At 69.2% G+C, this 17,836-nt stretch carries 16 protein-coding genes; 10 read left to right on the forward strand and 6 right to left on the reverse strand.

Annotation, left to right across the window (positions count from 1 at the left end; all coding sequences use genetic code 11):
• Window positions 1-454: 454 nt before the first annotated feature.
• Together ACGF3C_RS22005 and ACGF3C_RS22010 are read left to right on the forward strand one after the other, a co-directional pair.
• The gene (locus tag ACGF3C_RS22005) at window positions 455-2,896 is read left to right on the forward strand and encodes a non-reducing end alpha-L-arabinofuranosidase family hydrolase (RefSeq protein WP_393224681.1); all 2,442 of its coding nucleotides are present in this window, start codon (window positions 455-457) and stop codon (window positions 2,894-2,896) included.
• A gap of 140 nt (window positions 2,897-3,036) precedes the next feature.
• The gene (locus tag ACGF3C_RS22010) at window positions 3,037-4,386 is read left to right on the forward strand and encodes a ricin-type beta-trefoil lectin domain protein (protein ID WP_393224684.1); all 1,350 of its coding nucleotides are present in this window, start codon (window positions 3,037-3,039) and stop codon (window positions 4,384-4,386) included.
• A gap of 114 nt (window positions 4,387-4,500) precedes the next feature.
• Here ACGF3C_RS22010 and ACGF3C_RS22015 read toward each other — a convergent pair whose 3' ends face one another.
• A complete protein-coding gene (locus tag ACGF3C_RS22015) occupies window positions 4,501-4,986 on the reverse strand; it encodes a hypothetical protein (RefSeq protein WP_357230151.1) in 486 nt (161 codons plus the stop codon).
• Window positions 4,987-5,333: 347 nt separating this feature from the next.
• Between ACGF3C_RS22015 and ACGF3C_RS22020 the strand changes: the two genes are divergently transcribed.
• From ACGF3C_RS22020 to ACGF3C_RS22030, 3 genes are read left to right on the forward strand one after another with little or no spacing between them, the layout of a single operon-like run.
• The gene (locus tag ACGF3C_RS22020; RefSeq protein ID WP_357230149.1) at window positions 5,334-6,785 is read left to right on the forward strand and encodes a PLP-dependent aminotransferase family protein; all 1,452 of its coding nucleotides are present in this window, start codon (window positions 5,334-5,336) and stop codon (window positions 6,783-6,785) included.
• Entirely contained in the window at window positions 6,773-7,177 is a 405-nt protein-coding gene (locus ACGF3C_RS22025; protein WP_357230147.1) for a cupin domain-containing protein, read from the forward strand. Before ACGF3C_RS22020 ends, ACGF3C_RS22025 begins: the two co-directional genes overlap by 13 nt.
• A 14-nt stretch (window positions 7,178-7,191) precedes the next feature.
• On the forward strand, window positions 7,192-8,007 hold the full coding sequence (locus tag ACGF3C_RS22030; RefSeq protein ID WP_357230145.1) for an NAD(P)-dependent oxidoreductase: 816 nt from the start codon (window positions 7,192-7,194) through the stop codon (window positions 8,005-8,007).
• Between the two features lie 34 nt (window positions 8,008-8,041).
• Here the strand turns inward: ACGF3C_RS22030 and ACGF3C_RS22035 are convergent, their stop codons facing one another.
• On the reverse strand, window positions 8,042-10,267 hold the full coding sequence (locus tag ACGF3C_RS22035; protein ID WP_393224689.1) for a hypothetical protein: 2,226 nt from the start codon (window positions 10,265-10,267) through the stop codon (window positions 8,042-8,044).
• A gap of 238 nt (window positions 10,268-10,505) precedes the next feature.
• Between ACGF3C_RS22035 and ACGF3C_RS22040 the strand changes: the two genes are divergently transcribed.
• Entirely contained in the window at window positions 10,506-11,417 is a 912-nt protein-coding gene (locus tag ACGF3C_RS22040) for a GNAT family N-acetyltransferase (RefSeq protein WP_393224692.1), read from the forward strand.
• Window positions 11,414-11,905: a barstar family protein gene (locus ACGF3C_RS22045; protein ID WP_393224695.1), complete on the forward strand. Its 492-nt coding sequence runs from the start codon at window positions 11,414-11,416 to the stop codon at window positions 11,903-11,905. The genes ACGF3C_RS22040 and ACGF3C_RS22045 overlap by 4 nt, the downstream gene beginning before the upstream one ends.
• On the opposite strand, the gene ACGF3C_RS22050 is transcribed toward ACGF3C_RS22045, so the two are convergent.
• From ACGF3C_RS22050 to ACGF3C_RS22065, 4 genes are all read right to left on the reverse strand, one after another.
• Complete coding sequence (locus tag ACGF3C_RS22050) at window positions 11,872-12,348, reverse strand: hypothetical protein (RefSeq protein WP_393224697.1); 477 nt, start codon at window positions 12,346-12,348, stop codon at window positions 11,872-11,874. The genes ACGF3C_RS22045 and ACGF3C_RS22050 overlap by 34 nt on opposite strands.
• Window positions 12,349-12,496: 148 nt before the next feature.
• Window positions 12,497-13,333, reverse strand: a complete 837-nt coding sequence (locus ACGF3C_RS22055) for a CPBP family intramembrane glutamic endopeptidase (RefSeq protein ID WP_393224700.1) — start codon at window positions 13,331-13,333, stop codon at window positions 12,497-12,499.
• A gap of 275 nt (window positions 13,334-13,608) precedes the next feature.
• A complete protein-coding gene (locus ACGF3C_RS22060; protein WP_393224703.1) occupies window positions 13,609-14,211 on the reverse strand; it encodes a response regulator in 603 nt (200 codons plus the stop codon).
• Window positions 14,208-15,362, reverse strand: a complete 1,155-nt coding sequence (locus ACGF3C_RS22065; RefSeq protein WP_393224706.1) for a sensor histidine kinase — start codon at window positions 15,360-15,362, stop codon at window positions 14,208-14,210. Before ACGF3C_RS22065 ends, ACGF3C_RS22060 begins: the two co-directional genes overlap by 4 nt.
• Before the next feature lie 62 nt (window positions 15,363-15,424).
• Here ACGF3C_RS22065 and ACGF3C_RS22070 point away from each other — a divergent pair, with 62 nt between their 5' ends.
• The 3 genes from ACGF3C_RS22070 to ACGF3C_RS22080 are packed head-to-tail and all read left to right on the forward strand — an operon-like array spanning window position 15,425 to window position 17,773.
• Window positions 15,425-16,351, forward strand: a complete 927-nt coding sequence (locus tag ACGF3C_RS22070) for an ABC transporter ATP-binding protein (RefSeq protein ID WP_357230514.1) — start codon at window positions 15,425-15,427, stop codon at window positions 16,349-16,351.
• A 25-nt stretch (window positions 16,352-16,376) separates the two neighbouring features.
• A complete protein-coding gene (locus ACGF3C_RS22075) occupies window positions 16,377-17,096 on the forward strand; it encodes an ABC transporter permease (RefSeq protein WP_357230517.1) in 720 nt (239 codons plus the stop codon).
• Complete coding sequence (locus ACGF3C_RS22080) at window positions 17,093-17,773, forward strand: GPP34 family phosphoprotein (RefSeq protein ID WP_357230520.1); 681 nt, start codon at window positions 17,093-17,095, stop codon at window positions 17,771-17,773. Before ACGF3C_RS22075 ends, ACGF3C_RS22080 begins: the two co-directional genes overlap by 4 nt.
• Window positions 17,774-17,836: the final 63 nt, after the last annotated feature.

Raw genomic sequence — 17,836 nt, forward strand, 5'->3', positions numbered from 1 at the left:
TCCGGTCTGGTCCACGCGTAACGCGGGTCGACCAGCCGCAGTGCGCGCGGACTCCACCCCTTCCGCCCGGATCCGTAACAGGTCCGAAACTACCGGTTGAAAACTCTGGAATTTTCTGCCAGCCTGAGAGCCATCGACAAGTGTGAACGTTAACAAGATCAGTTAGCACTGGAGGCGCTCCACGCGACCGTCGGGCCCGCCCACCTGCCAGGAGACCACGTCCACCCCGAAAGAGCCCAACGCCGCAACCACTCCCCCACGGGCGACCGGGCCTACCTGTCACCACTCCCTCTATTCGCTGGCCAGGTAGCCCGAACCGACTCGCAGCCGGGCGGACGCCCGACCTGAGTCCGCCCCCCGCTCGGGCGAACTCACCATCGCGTCCGCCGCTGTTCCAGCGGGCCCCCGCTGGGACAGCGACAGGAATCCCCTACCCCACCACTGGAGGATCAGCATGGTTTCCCGGACCCGTCCCATCGGGCGCACCCGACTACGAACACTCACTCTTTCCGGAACGGCCGCGATAATTCTGGCCCTGGTCGTCTCACTGGTGCCCAATCTGGCCCAGGCCGCCGAGACGACCCTCGGTGCCGCCGCAGCCCAGTCCGGCCGATACTTCGGTGCCGCCGTCGCCGCCAACAAACTCAACGACAGCGCCTACACGACGATCCTGAACCGCGAGTTCAATGCCATCACCCCCGAAAACGAAATGAAGATCGACGCGACGGAGCCGCAGCAGAACAACTTCACCTTCGGCAACGCGGACCGGATCGTGAACCACGCCCTCTCCCGGGGATGGAAGGTCCGCGGCCACACCCTGGCCTGGTACTCGCAGCAGCCGGGCTGGATGCAGAGCATGGAGGGCACCACGCTGCGCAACGCGATGCTGAACCACGTCACCAGGGTGGCCACCTACTACCGCGGCAAGATCTACTCGTGGGACGTCGTGAACGAGGCGTTCGAGGACGGCAACAGCGGCGCCCGTCGTAACTCGAACCTCCAGCGCACCGGCAACGACTGGATCGAGGCGGCGTTCCGCGCCGCCGACGCGGCGGACCCGGACGCGAAGCTCTGCTACAACGATTACAACACCGACAACTGGACCTGGGCCAAGACCCAGGCGGTCTACAACATGGTGCGCGACTTCAAGTCCCGTGGCGTGCCGATCGACTGCGTCGGGTTCCAGTCGCACTTCAACGCCAACTCGCCGTACAACAGCAACTACCGCACCACGCTGTCCAGCTTCGCCGCCCTCGGGGTGGACGTGCAGATCACCGAGTTGGACATTGAGGGGTCCGGCACGACGCAGGCCAACACCTACCGCAGTGTGGTCAACGACTGCCTTGCCGTGGCTCGCTGCAACGGGCTCACCGTGTGGGGGGTGCGCGACTGTGACTCGTGGCGCTCCGGTGGCACTCCGCTGCTCTTCGACTGCAGCGGCAACAAGAAGGCCGCCTACACCTCCACGCTGGAGGCCCTGAACAGCGCCGGCCCCGGCACCACCCCCACGCCCACCACGCCGGGCCCCACCCCCACCGTCCCACCGGGCTCGGCCAGCGAGATCGTCGGCACCCAGTCCGGCCGGTGCGTCGACGTGCCGAACGCGGCGACCACCAACGGCACCCGCGTCCAGCTCTACGACTGCAACAAGCAGACCAACCAGGCCTGGACCTACACCTCGAACAAACAACTCCAGGTGTACGGCACCATGTGCCTCGACGCGGCCGGCACCGGCAACGGCGCGGCAGTGCAGATCTACAGCTGCCACAGCCAGACCAACCAGCAGTGGAACGTCAACTCCAACGGCACCATCAGCAACGTCCAGTCCGGACGATGCCTGGACGCCTGGAGCACCGCCAACGGCGCCCAGATCCAGCTCTACGACTGCCACGGACAAACCAACCAGCAGTTCAGGCTCGCCGCCCTCGGCGGCGGCACCCAGACGCCCACGCCCACGCCCACGCCGACCACGCCGCCGCCGACCACCACGTGTGACCTTCCCTCGTCGTACCGCTGGTCGTCGACCGGCGCGCTGGCGCAGCCGAGGTCCGGGTGGGTGTCGCTGAAGGACTTCACCGTCGCCCCGTACAACGGCCAGCAACTCGTCTACGCCACCACCCACGACACCGGCACCACGTGGGGCTCGATGAACTTCGGCCTCTTCAGCAACTACTCGCAGATGGGCTCGGCCAGTCAGAACGCGATGAACTCGGCGACCGTCGCGCCGTCGCTGTTCTACTTCGCGCCGCGCAACATCTGGGTGCTGGCCTACCAGTGGGGCGGCACGGCCTTCTCGTACCGGACCTCCAGCGACCCGACCAATCCGAACGGGTGGTCGTCGGCGCAGACGCTGTTCACCGGCAGCATCTCCAACTCCAACACCGGCCCGATCGACCAGGCGGTCATCGGCGACGACCAGAACATGTACCTGTTCTTCGCCGGTGACAACGGCCGGATCTACCGGGCCAGCATGCCGATCGGCAACTTCCCCGGCAGCTTCGGCTCGAACTACACGACGATCATGACCGACTCGACGAACAACCTGTTCGAGGCCGTCCAGGTCTACAAGCTCCAGGGCCTGAACAAGTACCTCATGATCGTCGAGGCCATCGGCGCGAACGGGCGCTACTTCCGCTCGTTCACGGCCAGCAGCCTGGGTGGGTCGTGGACGCCGCAAGCGACGTCCGAGAGCAACCCGTTCGCCGGCAAGGCCAACAGCGGTGCCACCTGGACCAACGACATCAGCCACGGTGAGCTGCTGCGCACCAACGCCGACCAGACCATGACGGTCGACGCCTGCAACCTGCAACTGCTCTACCAGGGTCGTTCCCCCAGCTCCGGCGGCGACTACGGCCTGCTGCCGTACCGGCCGGGTCTGCTGACCCTGCAACGCTGACGATCGGACATCACCGGGGGCGGGCAGGCTCGGCACACGACGAGCCCGCCCGCCCCTCGCTCTTCCACCACCAGGAGGTACCGACAGTGCGAGGACCTGTAGACCACTCCCCGCCCACGGGGAACACCAAGGCCGACCGAGTGTCGACCGGCCTGAAGGGGAGACTGTTCACGCTCGCCGCAGCCGGGATCGCCGCCGCAGTCGGGTTGCTCACCATCACCCTGGCGACCGGGTCGGCGTCGGCCGCCGACAACCCGTACCAGCGGGGCCCGGACCCCACCCGGACCAGCGTCACCGCTGTGAACGGCCCCTTTGCCAACACCTCAGTCAGTGTCCCGACCGGATACGGCTTCAACGGCGGCCGGATCTACTACCCGACCGACACCAGCCAGGGAACCTTCGGGGCCATCGCGATCTCGCCGGGTTACACGGCGTTGTTCTCCGCCGAACTGGCCTGGATGGGGCCGTGGCTGGCGTCCCACGGCTTCGTCGTGATCGGCATCGAGACCAACAGCCGCAACGACTTCGACACGGCCCGAGGCACCCAGTTGCTCGCCGCACTGGACTACCTCACGCAGCAGAGCCCCGTACGCGACCGGGTCGACCCCAACCGGCTGGCGGTCGCCGGTCACTCGATGGGCGGCGGCGGCGCGCTGAGCGCAGCCACGCGACGCGCGTCGTTGAAGGCAGTGGTCGGCATCGCGCCGTACTCGCCGTCGTCGAACCTGGCCAACGACCGGGTCCCCACCATGATCTTCGCCGGTCAGGCGGACACGGTGGTCACCCCGTCCTACGCCACCGGCCTGTACAACAGCCTCCCGGCCACGACGGAGAGCGTCTACCTGGAGGTCGCCGGAGCGGATCATGGCTTCATGGTCGGGCGGTCGAACCCGGTGATGGTCCGGACCATGCTGCCGTTCGTCAAGATGTTCCTCGACAACGACACCCGGTACAGCCAGTTCCTCTGCCCCCTGCTGGACTCCAGCGGCGTGGTCACCTACCGCAGCACCTGCCCGCTGCTGCCGTCGACGCCAACCCCGACCGACCCGCCGACCCCGACCGACCCGCCGACGCCCACCGACCCGCCGACCGTCCCACCCGGCTCCGCCAGTGAGATCGTCGGCACGCAGTCCGGCCGGTGTATCGACGTACCCAACGCCTCGCGTAACAACGGCACCCGCGTCCAGCTCTACGACTGCAACAAGCAGACCAACCAGGCCTGGACCTACACCTCGAACAAACAACTCCAGGTGTACGGCACCATGTGCCTCGACGCGGCCGGCACCGGCAACGGCGCGGCAGTGCAGATCTACAGCTGCCACAGCCAGACCAACCAGCAGTGGAACGTCAACTCCAACGGCACCATCAGCAACGTCCAGTCCGGACGATGCCTGGACGCCTGGAGCACCGCCAACGGCGCCCAGATCCAGCTCTACGACTGCCACGGACAAACCAACCAGCAGTTCAGGCTCGCCGCCCTCGCACGTTGATCACGGCCGACTCCGCGCAGCACCTGTTCGAGGGTGTGCGGGTCGACCAGCGGCAGGGCGAGATCCAGCACACCTGAAACGGGCGGACCCGGCGTCGCGCCGGGTCCGCCCGCATCACCTGCGCCGAGGGCGGCGACGCCCTGCGTCCCGGACGAGCGTCAGGGCGATGACGAGAAGGCCGAGCAGGGCGACGACGGCGTTGGCGGTTGTCAGGAACGCCTTCTCGCCGGGGGTGGCGTGGTGCAGGTGGGTCAGGTGGAAGAAGAAGTGGGGTATGGCGAAGGTGGAGAATGCCGCCGCCGCGGGGATGGTGAACGCCGCCCTAGGTACGACGAGCGCGGTGCCGAGGACGACGGCCAGGCCGAGGGTCGCTCCGCCGAAGTCTCGCGCGTAGTGCTCGCTGAACGGTGGGGTGAGGCTGACGGTCGGGAAGTTGTCGTAGAAGCTTTCGGGGAAGACCTGGTTCCAGAACCCGACAACGAGTTCGTCGAGGAAGAGGACGGCCAGGGCGATCCGGATCAACGCGGTCAGCGCGGTGTCCCGCCCACCTGTTGACCGTGCCTGCCGTGCGGCGGGGGTGGGTGACCGGCCGTCGTTCATCGGGTCCGCCCGGCGGTGTTCCGCGACCTCGGACCGGCCGGCCACTGGCCGGGACGTCGGAGCCCGCCGGTCCTGCCAGCTGTCCCGATTCGCACTGAGCTACCTCCCGATCCGCCTTCGCCGTAACGCCGCAGGGGTGCGTCACCCGGACCGGGCGCCGAGGTGAAACAGAGTTCAACAACTGTGATGTCACTGCTGGTTCTACTCTTCGGGACTTCTCACTGCGGCGAAAACTGCTCGGACTCCCCGAGAGGGTGGAGCCCTCACCTGCGAAGATCGGCGGCGCCTGACACGTGAGTCGACGCCGAAGCTGCCGGCGCTACTCGTACGAATGGGATCGTTGCTGCGTGACGAAGTCGCTTGACCTGCATCTGGAGTTCGATCGGAGTGCGGGTTTCCCGGGTCGCTCGCTGGAGAGCGCGTTACGGGAGAGCATCCGGACAGGCCGGCTGCGGGCCGGGTCGCGCCTACCGGGGAGCCGGAGCCTGGCCGCCGACCTGGGCTTGGCACGCGGCACTGTGGTGCAGGCGTACGCGCAGCTGGTGGCGGAAGGGTGGCTGCTGGCGGCACCCGGCTCGGGCACCCGGGTCGCCGACGTACGTCATGATCCGCCCGGTTCGCGCGGGCAACCGCGGCCGTCGCCTCCCGCCGGGCCATTGATCGAGTTGCGGCCGGGGATTCCCGACCTCGCGTCGTTCCCCCGCACAGCCTGGGCGGACAGTGTCCGCCGGGCGCTGACAACGGCTTCGCGCGGCACGCTGGACTACTCCGAACCGACCGGGCTACCCGCACTGCGGGCGGCGGTGGCCGGCTATCTCGCGCGCACTCGTGGAGTGCTCTGCGACCCGGGTGCGGTGGTGATCACGGCGGGCTTCACCCAGGGCCTCTCCCTTCTTGCGCGGACGCTGCACCGGCGCGGCGTCCGCGCCATCGCCACCGAGAACCCCGGTCTGGCCCATCACCGCATGGTGCTGCGTGCCGCGGGCCTGACAGTCACCCCGCTGACCGTCGGTCCCGGCGGGGCCGACCCGGACGACGCGGCGGGTCAGGCCGCGCTCCTCACCCCGGCGCACCAGCATCCGACCGGCGTGGTGCTCGCTCCACGGCACCGCTACCGGCTCATCGCCTGGGCCCGGAAGCACGACGCGTTTCTGATCGAGGACGACTACGACGGCGAGTTCCGCTACGACCAGCGGCCGGTGGGTGCCATGCAGGCGCTGGCACCAGAGCGGATCGTGTACGCCGGCAGCACGAGCAAGTCGCTGGCGCCAGGCGTCCGCCTGGGTTGGTTCGTCGTCCCCGAGCCACTGCGTCGTGAACTGACGACGACGATCGTGGAGGCCGGCGCCGCGGTCTCCGCGATCGACCAGCTCACCATGGCCGAGCTGCTCACGCACGGCGACTACGACCGGCACATCCGCCGCATGCGCCTGACCTACCGGCGTCGCCGGACCGAGCTGGCCGACCGCCTGGCCGAGGTGACCGCCACTGCCCTGGAGGGCATCGCTGCCGGCGTTCACGCGCTGCTACCGCTGGCTTCCGTGGCGGAGGAGCGCTGGCTGATCCGGGCCGGACGCCGCGAGGGGCTGCACCTGATCGGACTGCACAGCAACGGCTACTGGCACGATCCCGCGGACGAGCGGCAGGCGGCAGCCCTGGTCCTCGGATACGCGGCGCCGCCGGCTCATGCCTGGCAGGAGGCACTGTCCGGACTCTGCCAACTGGTCCATCAGACCGGTCACCAACTGGTCCATCCGGCTGGTCCGGTCGGGGATACGTTCGATCCATGCAGACCATGACAATCGGAAACAACGAGATCGTGCTGCTGGGCACGGCCATGCCGCCGGAGTTGCCGGAGGGCTCCCACGTGATGACAGCGACGATCGAACTGCCACCGGGCGACCCGGGCACGCCGCCGCACCGGCACTCCGGCCCGGTCTTCGGCTACCTGCTCGAGGGCGAGATGATCTTCGAGCTGGAGGGCGAGCCGGAGCGGGTGATCAAGGCCGGTGAGGCGTTCTGGGAGCCGGGCGGCGACGTCATCCACTACCGGTCCGCCAACAACCTCTCCGATCGGGTGACGAGGTTCCTGGTCGTGATGGTGTGCGCGCCCGGCCAGGAAATGCTGGTGCTGGTGAGCCCCGACGAGCTCGAACAGCGTAAGGGCCGCCGCTCGACCCGGCCGAACTGACGGAGAGGCACGTCATGCGTATCGTTCTCGCCGGTTCGACAGGCGTCATCGGCCGTCGACTCGAGCCCATCCTGACCGCTCAGGGGCATGAGGTCATCGGGTTGGCCCGCAACGGCCCGGTCGCCGTCGACGTGCTCGACCGGGACGCGGTCGCTGCCGCCGTCCGCGACGCCCGGCCCGACGTGGTGATGCACCAGCTGACCAGCCTGAGCACTGGGGACTTCGCCGCCAATTCGCGGCTGCGTCGTACCGGGACCCGCAACCTTGTCGACGCGGCGCTCGCCGCCGGCGTACAGCGGATCGTGGCACAGAGCATCGCCTGGGCGTACGAGCCGGGCACCGAGCCCGCGACCGAGGAGATTCCGCTCGACCTCGGCGCGGCGGAGCCACGCCAGACCAGCGTGGCCGGTGCCGCCGCGCTCGAATCCGCCGTTCAGGAGGCGCCCGAGTGGGTCGTGCTGAGGTACGGCACCCTCTACGGCCCGGGCACCTGGTACGCCCGCGACGGTCTGATGGCCCAGTTCGCCGCCGCCGGCAAGGTCCCCGCCGACGCGGACGTGAGCAGCCTGCTGCACATCGATGACGCCGTCGCCGCCGCGGTCGAGGCTCTGCGGTGGCCCGTGGGCGTCGTCAACGTCTGCGACGACGAGCCAGCCGCCGCCTCGCAGTGGGTGCCCGCGTTCTGCGCGGCGGCGGATGTGCCGGCACCGGCGGTGACCGGTGGCGAGCGGCACGGCTGGGCGCGGGGAGCGAGCAACCGCTACGCCCGCACGCACCTCGGCTGGAGCCCGGCCTATCCGTCCTGGCGGCAGGGGTTCGACACGGTGTGAGCCGCCCGCACCGACAGTCGCGCCCGCGTCACTGCTACGGATCCGCCACTGCCCCGCTCGGCGGGTCGCCCGGAAGCGGTACTGAGTCCACCGGCTGGCGAAGGCGCTCGATCAACTCGCGGGCCGCCTCGGCGTACCGCCGCTCCGATCCGCCGGGCCGGTGTCCCTGGATCGGCGGCGGGACGCTGTCGCCAGGTAGGGGCACCACGTCGGCGGGATCCCGTAGCCGGCGGTCCACCGTTGCCGCAGTCCCGCCGACGGTCACTGGCGCGGGTGTCCGGTGGGCGCTGAATATCCAACCGCCGACCGAGTCGGTGTCGCGCCACAGGTTCACCCACCGCCAGTCCACCCGAGCGCCGATCTCGTGCAGCACCTCGTCGTCGACGAAGGCGGGGAAGAGTCGCGCGTAGAGTCGGCTCAGTGGTGAGCCGTGGGTGAGCAGAGCGACTCGACTGCTGACCTGGGGCGGTAACTGGAGCACTGTCGCGGCGGCCAGGACCGAACCGTGGCTGTGCGCGGTGAGCAGCACGAGGTTGCCGCGTCCGACGAGGTAGGTGATTCGTCGGGTCAACTCCGGCACGGCCCGTTCGGCGTAGCAGGGTGGGGCGAACGGGTGGGCGGCCCGGGGCCAGAACGTGCCCAGGTCCCACAGGACACCGACGTGGCGCCTGAATTCGACAGTCCGGTAGGCGAAGATCCCGCCGATGGTCAGACCGAGGATGATCGCGGCGATCCCCCAGCTCCCGAACGCGATGGAGAAGGTGATCAGATCACCGGGCACCCGTGCGTACCGCTGCACGGACTCGCTCGGCAGCAGGTCCAGCAGCCCGAGGGTGGTGGTGGCCGTGCCGATCCCGGCCAGGCATGCGTAGACCACCGCCAACGGAATCAGTCTTTCCGTGAAGCGGGCCCTTGCTATCGCCTCCCGCACCTGCCGAAGTCGGGTCGCGGCCGTCGGCGGGCGCTCCGGGTAGTCGCAGTCGACGATCACCGCCGCAGCATGAAGTCGACGGCGACGAGAGATGAGGACGACCGGAACCGCCACCACCAACGTGAACAGCACGGTCCGGAGAAAGCCGAAGATCGCCCAGGTGAACGCCGGCGGCAGACCGGACGCCAGGCCTTCTCCGGTCGGTGCGTCACGATCCAGGAAATCCGCCACCCGGTAGACGAACTCGGCGGACACTGCCACCGCCAGACTGACCGCGCTGGCCGCCATCACCAGTGCGCCCAGCCCAAGCAGCGGGATGGCGTCCCGCCGGCGAAACCGGTGCCAGAGCAGCACCGCGCCGAGGGCGGTCAGCAGGGTCGTCTGGGCGACGAACAGCAAGGTGAGAACTGCGCCGTAGCCGGGTAGGCCGCCCCCCTCGCGCCACGGCGCCGGGCTGGCGAGGACGTGGGCCGTCACCACGATGGTCAGGGCCACGGCCACCGTTCGCACCGCGCGGGTGATTCGATCCAGCCGCTGGTCCGAGGCGGCCCGGTCGAGCAACGGGGGCAGACAGAGCAGGACCACGCAGCTGGCCAGCACCGCCCCGGTGGCCACGGCCAACGAGATGGTGCTGGCCGAGGCGCCGTTCGCGGCTCGGGCGGCGAGCAGAGCGACGTCCAGTGTCGCGAACGCCGCCGCGACGTGAATCGAACGCAGCCGTCCCACCAGCGGCCCGGCGTCCCACTGACCGATCCCGCCGAGACGATGCTCGGAAACCTCGTCCGCCGGAGCACGGAACGCGTCGAACATCTTTCGCGGCCGGGTGCTGGCACGCCAGAGCAGACCGATGGCGCCGGCCGGAATCACCGCCAGTACCGCGAGGCGCAGGCCCACCGGTTGCCCGCCCAACCAGGACAACCAGGTGCGCCCGTCCAGGCAACGTGGCGAGCCCATGCACTTCCACGCGATCAGGTCCAGCGTGACGCCGACGAAGGCAAGCACATACAGCGCGGTGAGAGTGAGCGCCAGCAACCGGCACAGGGATCTGACCATCGCGTCGGAGCCAGGGCTCGCCGGTCGCATCCAGATCGCCAGGTTGGCCAGCATGAACGGCAGGAGGAACACCAGCGACAGTGTCCTGACCACGCTTCCGGCGGGCAGGTCACCCCAGCGGTACGCCTCCGTCACCCGTTCGCCGCTGCCGCACGAACATGGGCGGTGGGGGCGGTAGAAGCCCCCACTGCGGTCGCCCGCGACCTGCTCGACCTGCGCCGCGTTCAACACCTGGGCGGCGCTGGCGTTGGCGGCTCCGTGGACCCGCAGCTCCACCACGTCATCGGACGTCCCGGGCCCGCTTGGCCGCGCTGACGCACCCGACATCGGCCCCTCCGAAGTACCTTCGGTGGCCAAGCCGGGGTGAACGCAGCCCCCGCGCCACTCGCGGCGGTGTACCCCGCCCGGACGGAACCAACCGTGGGCCCGCCGCCCGGTTGGTGCAGCGCCTGCAGGTCCCCGGGCCGCACAAAATTCCGGTGTCGATCCGGTGGGCGGTGGCTAGCGTACGCGGATGAGCATTGTCCCGAGGACCGGACTGCGGCTGCGATTCCTCACCGATCCGGGCGAGTTCCTGGCCGTTGCGGGTGACCACCTGGGCGCCGATCCGGTCGTCAGCACGGTCGTGACCACCATCGCGCACCGGCTGTTGTCGCAACGGGCAGAGGGTATCCCTCAGCCCGACCGTAACTGGTGGCTCGTGGTCAGCGACGACTCCGGCGCGGTGGTCGGTGCCGGCATGCGCTCGGCGCCGTATGCCCCCTATCCGCCGTTCCTGCTGCCCATGCCCGACGAGGCGGCCGTTGCGCTCGCCCACGCGTTGCACGAGCGCGGGGAGGAGGTCCTCGCGGTCAACGGCGCCCTGCCCGCGGTCGACCTGTGCGCCGCCGCGCTGGCCCAGCTCGGCGGAGGCGAAGTCCGGGTCAACCAGCACACACGGCTGCACCAGCTCGGCGAGCTGACATCGCCGCCACCGGTGCCCGGCAGCTTGGTGACCGCGACCGTGAAGCACGCGGGACTGGTCACCGAGTGGCTCGACGCGTTCGTGGGCGACGCCGACGAACAGGCGGGCCGCCCGCGTGGTGCCAGCGCGCACGAAGTGCCCGACCATACGGAGGTGCTGCGTCGGATCCACGCCGGACGGCTGTGGTTCTGGCTCGACGAGACCGGGGAGCCGGTGCACCTCACCGGTGCCAACCCACCGTCGTTCGGGGTGGCCCGCCTTGGCCCGGTGTACACACCGCCGGCCCAACGGGGGCGCGGTTGGGCAAGCAACGCGGTCGCCGAGGTCTCCCGCCGAATCCAGGCCGAGGGTACGCAGGTCTGCCTGTTCACCGACCAGGCCAACCCGACGTCGAACAAGATCTACGCCGCCCTCGGCTACCGGCCGGTCGTCGACATGGCCAACCTGGTCATCGTCCGATGAGCAGCTGGTGGAGTGGCCCCACCGATCAGGTCGAGGTCTGCTCACGCAGTGCCCTGGTCGAGCTGGCGGCGGTACTACCGGCAGCCGGCAGATTCGTCGTCGCGCGGCTCGACGGTGCGAGGATGACGGATGCGGACCACACCTTCTACGAGTTCTCCGACGCGCTGCTCTTTCCCGGCTACTTCGGGTGGAACTGGGCCGCGCTGTCCGACTGCCTCCGCGACCTGAGATGGATGCCCGCGGACGGGTATCTCGTCGTCGTCGAGAACGCGCCCCGGGTGTTGTCCAGCAGCGCCGAGGATCGGCACACGCTGTTGTGCATCCTGTCGCAGGCCGTACACCACTGGGCCAGGCCGTTCGGCCAACCAGAGTTCAAGGTGCTGCTGCTCTGCGACCGCGACGACGAGGCGGCGCTGTTGCGGCAGGAGATCGCCCGTGCGGACGCCGGTACGCCTCAGCGAGACGGCTTCGCTGATCGTCGGCCGTAGGAAACGGTTGTCCCGACCAGCAACGCCGCTCCGGCGAAGAAGTAGGTGTTGATTGCGATGCCGGCCCAGAACTCGCCAGTGGAGACGTCCGCCACCCCCATGAAACCACCGCGACGGACACCGCTGACCATCACAATGTTCTCGGCCACTCCTGGCAGACCCCGGATCACGAGCAGCACGCTGCCAAACACCAGTGGGGTCAGAAGCAGCCACCGGGGAAGATGTCGCGCCGGCGGGCGGACAGTGGCCAGAACGACGACTGCTCCGAGGGCCGACATCGAGATGAGCACCACGTTGAAGATCACGTAGGCCCTCATGCCCCACGGTCCGTCACCGGTTGGATCGCGCCCAGGGAAGAGCACCAGGATCACGTGGGACACCACAAAGACGATCAACCAAGCCAAGGCGCCGTACGCCCAGCGACGACTACTGAAAGCGGGCATACCAGCACCCTCGCCGAGCCGACAGCGTGACGCCTCCCTCATTGGGTCGGTTCCACTCCCCCAGGAGAGCGAGGTGCGGGAGCACCGACGCACACCCGACCAGACGAGGGCGTCTCCAATCGCTCGCTGGTCACGACGGCCTGCGGTCCTACTGACTATTGACGGCCCGGGGCCGGGCTCGCCGCTCGCGCAGCCAGACCAGCACCACCATGGCGACGTTGACGACGCCGAGGATCAGCAGGGACGCGTCACCGGAGTCGGTGGACCGGTCGATCGCGAAGGCCTCGCCGTCTGCCATCAGCGTGTTGACGATCGTGAACAGGACGTTGTTGGCGACGTGGAAGGCAACCGGTGCCTCGATGCCGCGGCTGATGATGGCCATCAGGCCAGTGCTGACCCCGATCACGGTGTAGTAGCCGAACAACCAGGGGTCAGCCGAGCCGTGGACCACGGCGAAGCCCAGGCCGGATACGACGAGCCCGACGACCAGGGCGGGGCGAACCGCACGCACCCAGGACGCGGCGGCGGGCAGCACCGCACTTCGGAACATCAGCTCCTCGCCGACGGCCTGCACCGGGGTGCTCAGCGCGATGATCGCCAGCATGCCGATCGTCGTGCCGGTGACACCGAAGGCGGTCCAGCCCGGGGCGTCGGGCGCGACCAGCGCCACGACACCGATCCCGGCGCCCACCAGCAGCGCCGCCGCGGCCAGGTAGTACGTCAGGCGGCGAGCGTCGAAGGCTCGGGGCGCACTGATCAGGCTGCGCCACGGCACCCTGGCGATCCAGACCAGGAGCAGGATCGCCAGGGCGCCCGCCGTGCCGATGCTGAGGTTGACGGCCAGGAACTTCAATGGCGTGAGGGTGGCCGACATCGGGTCGTCGCTGCCCTCGATGACGCCCACGAGCTGGTAGAGCAGAACCTGTAGCACCACCATCGCCAGCGGCGGCACGCCGATGACCACCAGCGGCTTCCACCAGCTCATCCGAAGGTGGGCGCCGAAGGGCCGGGAGCTGTCGACGGCCAGCCGGGAATGCTCCGGCGTCTGGAGGCGCGAGCCTCCCGCATCAGAAGAGCTCGTCCCTGTCCAGGGTTCTGCGGCTCTGGGGGCGTTCATCGGGGAGCTCCCTCTCGTCGGTGTGGAGATCCCATTGCAGCGCTCATGGCGCCTCGCCGTCAGTGCCACCACGTCACCACGTCACAGTGACATTTCCTCGGACAGTCGCAACTCACGGTCACGGTCGGCGACGGCGGACGCGCCTACAGCCAGTCGTGTTCGCGGGCGTAGCGGGCCGCTTCGTGGCGGGTCCGGGTCTGGGTCTTGCGCATCGCGTTGGACAGGTAGTTGCGGACGGTGCCCGGAGCCAGGTGGAGCCGAGCCGCGATGTCGGCGACCGAGTAGCCTTCGCCGGTGACCCGCAGGACGTCGGCTTCACGCTCGGTGAGGGGGGAGTCCTCGGTGACGGCGAGCACGGACACGTCCGGGTCTATCCAGCGTTTCCCCGCGTGCAGGGTTGCGATGACCGAGGTGATGTGAGCCGGCTCGGCGGATTTGCTGACGAAGCCTTGGACGCCGAGCTTCAGCGCCTTGCGCAGCACGCCGGGCCGGGCATGCCGGGTCAGCATGAGGATCACCTGCTCCGGCCGCTCGCGGCGGATCTCGGCGACCGCGCCCAGGCCGTCCACGCCCGGCATCTCCAGGTCGATGACCAACACGTCGGGCCGGTGCCGCAGGGTGGCGGCGATCGCCGTCCGGCCGTCCTGCGCCTCGGCGAGAACGGTGATGTCGCCCTCCATCGGCAGCAGCGCGGCCAGGGCCGTGCGCAGCAGCGCCTCGTCGTCGGCGAGCACGATGGTGGTCATCGGTCGTCCTTCCCGCTAACCGTCGGGGCCGCGTCGACCCGAGCGGGTGGGAAGGTCGCTGCGGTCAGGAACCGCCCGTCCTTCTGTTCCACGGACAGCTCACCTCCGTCGTCCGCCACCCGTTGCCTCAGCGTCGCCAGGCCCCTGAGCTGCGGGGGCGAGGTGGCGGTCACGCCGTCGTTGACGACGGTGATGCCCGACGCGGCGAGCGTGATCTGCACCTGGGCGGCCTGCGCGTGCCGCAGGATGTTAGTGGTCGTCTCCCGCAGCACCTGCCCGAGCAGTTCGCTGGCGCGGGCATCGACCTCGGCCTCCCGGGTCACTCGGACCCGGATGCCGGCGGCCTCGAACAGGTTCTTCGCGTTCTCGATCTCCGCGGTGAGGTTGAGCCGCCGCTGCGCGTAGGCGAGTTCCTTGGTCTGCGCGATGGTGTCGCTGACCAGCGTGTACGTCTCCCGCAGCTCCTTCTCCGCCCGAGCGGTGTCGCGCAGCAGCAGCCGCTGGGCCAGGGCGATCTTCAGCTTGACCACGTGCAGGGTGTGGCCCTGGATGTCGTGCAGGTCGCTGGCGAACCGCACCCGCTCCCGGACCACCGCCAGCTCCGCCTCGCGTTCCCGAGTCTGTTCGAGCTCCCGGATGAGGTCGTAGAACCGCTCGCCCACGACGGTGAAGACCGTCACGAGGACGGTGAGAGCGGTCGGGATGAGAACGTAGGTGACCAGGACGCCCACGGTGTCGTCCCGCTGCACCAGCAGCCGCGCCACGCCGACGACGGCGACGTAGGTGAACAGCCCGGCTATCGTCAGAGCCCGGTGCCGTCGCACCTCGCGCAGGGAAAGCGAACCCACGGCGCAGACACCCCAGTAGGCGTTGGGGCTGCCGGTCACCAGGACCCCGAGCGGCCAGACCGCCGCCGCCACGACCAAGCAGGGCAGCGCGACCCGGGCGAGGTCGTTTGCCGTCCAGCGTTCGAAGGCCACCACGGCCGCCACCGCACCGGGTGCCAGGACGACAACGTGCCACCAGGCGCGCGCGTCGGTGTAGAGCAGGATCACCGCGGCGAACACCACCGGCGGCAGTGATGTCGCGAGGTTGAGCCGGCGCAGCCTTCCCTGCGTCGACTGGGTGAAGCGCGGCGATCTCGCGGTCACCAGGTCAGTATCCGGCAGCCAGGGATCAGGACCAGTGACACCACGTCACTTGCGGTGATGACGTGGTGCCACTGACAGATCGGCTGCGCCCGCGCTGTCATAGGTGCATGTCCACCACACCTGTCATCGAAGTTGACCGGCTGAACCTCACCTACGGTGATTTCCACGCCGTCAGGGACCTTTCCTTCGAGGTACGACCTGGAGAGCTCTACGCGCTGCTGGGCACCAACGGGGCCGGGAAGACCTCGACCCTGGAAGTCATCGAGGGACACCGCAGGTCAACCTCCGGCACCGTACGTGTCTTCGGGCACCGCCCCGACGACCGCCAGACGGTACGTCCCCGAATGGGCGTCATGCTCCAGGAGAGCGGATTCTCCCCCGACCTCACCGTCCGGGAGTCCGTCGGCCTGATCGGCCGACTCACCGCACGCACCGACGACGTCGACCGGGTACTCGACCTCGTCGACCTCACCAGCCGTGCCCGGCGCAAAGTAGCCCAGCTCTCCGGCGGCGAAAAACGCCGCCTCGACTTCGCCACCGCCGTCTACGGCACTCCAGAACTGATCGTCCTCGACGAACCCACCACCGGCCTGGACATCCAATCCCGCGACGCCGTCTGGGCAACCGTCGACCGACTCCGCGAAAACGGCGCCACCATCGTGCTCACCACCCACTACCTGGAAGAAGCACAACAACGCGCCGACCGCATTGGACTGATGCACCACGGCACCCTGCACCGCGAAGGTACCGTCGCCGAACTGACCCGCACCCTGCCCGCCGTCATCCGCTTCGCCCTTCCCGCACCGACATCGGCACTGCCGCTGCCAGCCGCCGTCGACGTGGACGGGAAGGTCGTGGTCGAGACCTTCGAACTGCAGAACGACCTGCACATCCTGCTCCGGTGGGCGCAGGATCACGCCGTGGAGCTGCAGGGCTTGGAGGCCGGGCCGACCCGCCTCGACGACGTCTTCCGCGCCATCAACAACTGACCCGCCATCTCGACAGGAGCGCCCCGTGTTTCCCATCGCCTCCAGCGAACTGATCCAGATCTTCCGCAACCGACTGGTCCTGATCACCAGCCTCATCATCCCCGTCGTGGTCAGCGCCTACTTCGTCCGCCAACACGACACCTTCGCCGACCTCGGCAGCCTCGGCTACATCGCCGCGATCATCCTCTTCACCATCACCGCCTTCGGCCTCTACACCACCGCCGTCACCACCCTGGCCTCCCGACGCCAGAACCTCTTCCTCAAACGCCTACGCTCCACCGCCGCAACCGACACCACCATCCTCGCCGGCCTCCTGCTGCCCGTCGTCGTCCTCGCCCTGATCCAGGTCACAGCGATCCTGACCGCCCTCGCCGTGGTCGCCGGCGCACCGGCGAACATCGCCCTGCTCGTGGTCGCGACCATCGCCACCCTGGCCATGATGATCGCCCTGGCGCTGGCCACCGCCGGGCTGACCAACTCACCCGAACACGCTCAGGTCACCACCCTTCCCGTCACCCTCGGCGTGATCGCCGTGGCCAGCTGGGTCGGCATCACCGGCACCGAGGACCTCACCTTGATCAAGCGCCTCCTGCCGGGCGGCGCCGCCACCGAACTGACCATGAACGCCTGGAACGGCGGCGTCGCCGTGACCGACTCGCTTGCCCTGCTCGCGCCCACGCTCGGCTGGGTCGTCGTCGCCGTCGCCCTCGCCACCCGACTCTTCCGCTGGGAGCCCCGCCGATGACCACCGAAGCCCGCCCGGGGACGCCGACAGTGGTGGAAGACCTCCTGCTGCTCCTGTTCCAACCCAACTCCGGAACCATCGCGGGAGAGAACACCCTCTTCTACGTCCTCGGCGGAGCCGTCCTCGCGGACCTCGCCCTCGGCGGTCACCTGGCCACCGAGGCCCGGGGACGGGTCAGCAGCGTGGCGGGGCATCCACCGTCGGATGACCTCCTGCGCCCGGCGTGGGACTACCTCGCCGAGAAACCGAGAGGGGTGCAGACGGCCCTGGCCGCGGTCGGCCCCGTCCTGCGCAAGCCGGTGTTGGAGCGGCTCATCGCCCGGGGCGACATCGACCAGGAGCCCCGTAAGGTGCTCGGCCTGTTCCGGACGACAGCCCTACGGGAGGGTAGAACGGAACGACGGGCCCGCCTGCTCGCCGACGTCCGGCGGGTCCTCGTGGACGGTGCGCAGCCGCAGGCCCGTGTCGCCGCGCTCGCGGCGCTGCTCTCCGCGAGCGGGACGCTCCCGCAGTTCCACCGCGAGATCCCCTGGACGTCACCGGTCATCACGCGGGCCAAGGAACTCGAGCGTGGCGACTGGGGCGCCGACGCCGCGGCGGCGGCCGTGACCCGCACCGTGACGGCCACCGTCATCAACAGCGCCGTCGCGGCCATCACCGTGCTGCCGCGAAGTTAGCGGTGCCTGCGCACCAGGCCGCCCGAGGGTGGCCGGCGGCCCCGTGATCAGCGCGCTTCCGAG

Source organism: Micromonospora sp. NPDC047762 (genome assembly GCF_043204655.1).
In the GTDB taxonomy this organism is placed as follows: Bacteria; Actinomycetota; Actinomycetes; order Mycobacteriales; family Micromonosporaceae; genus Micromonospora.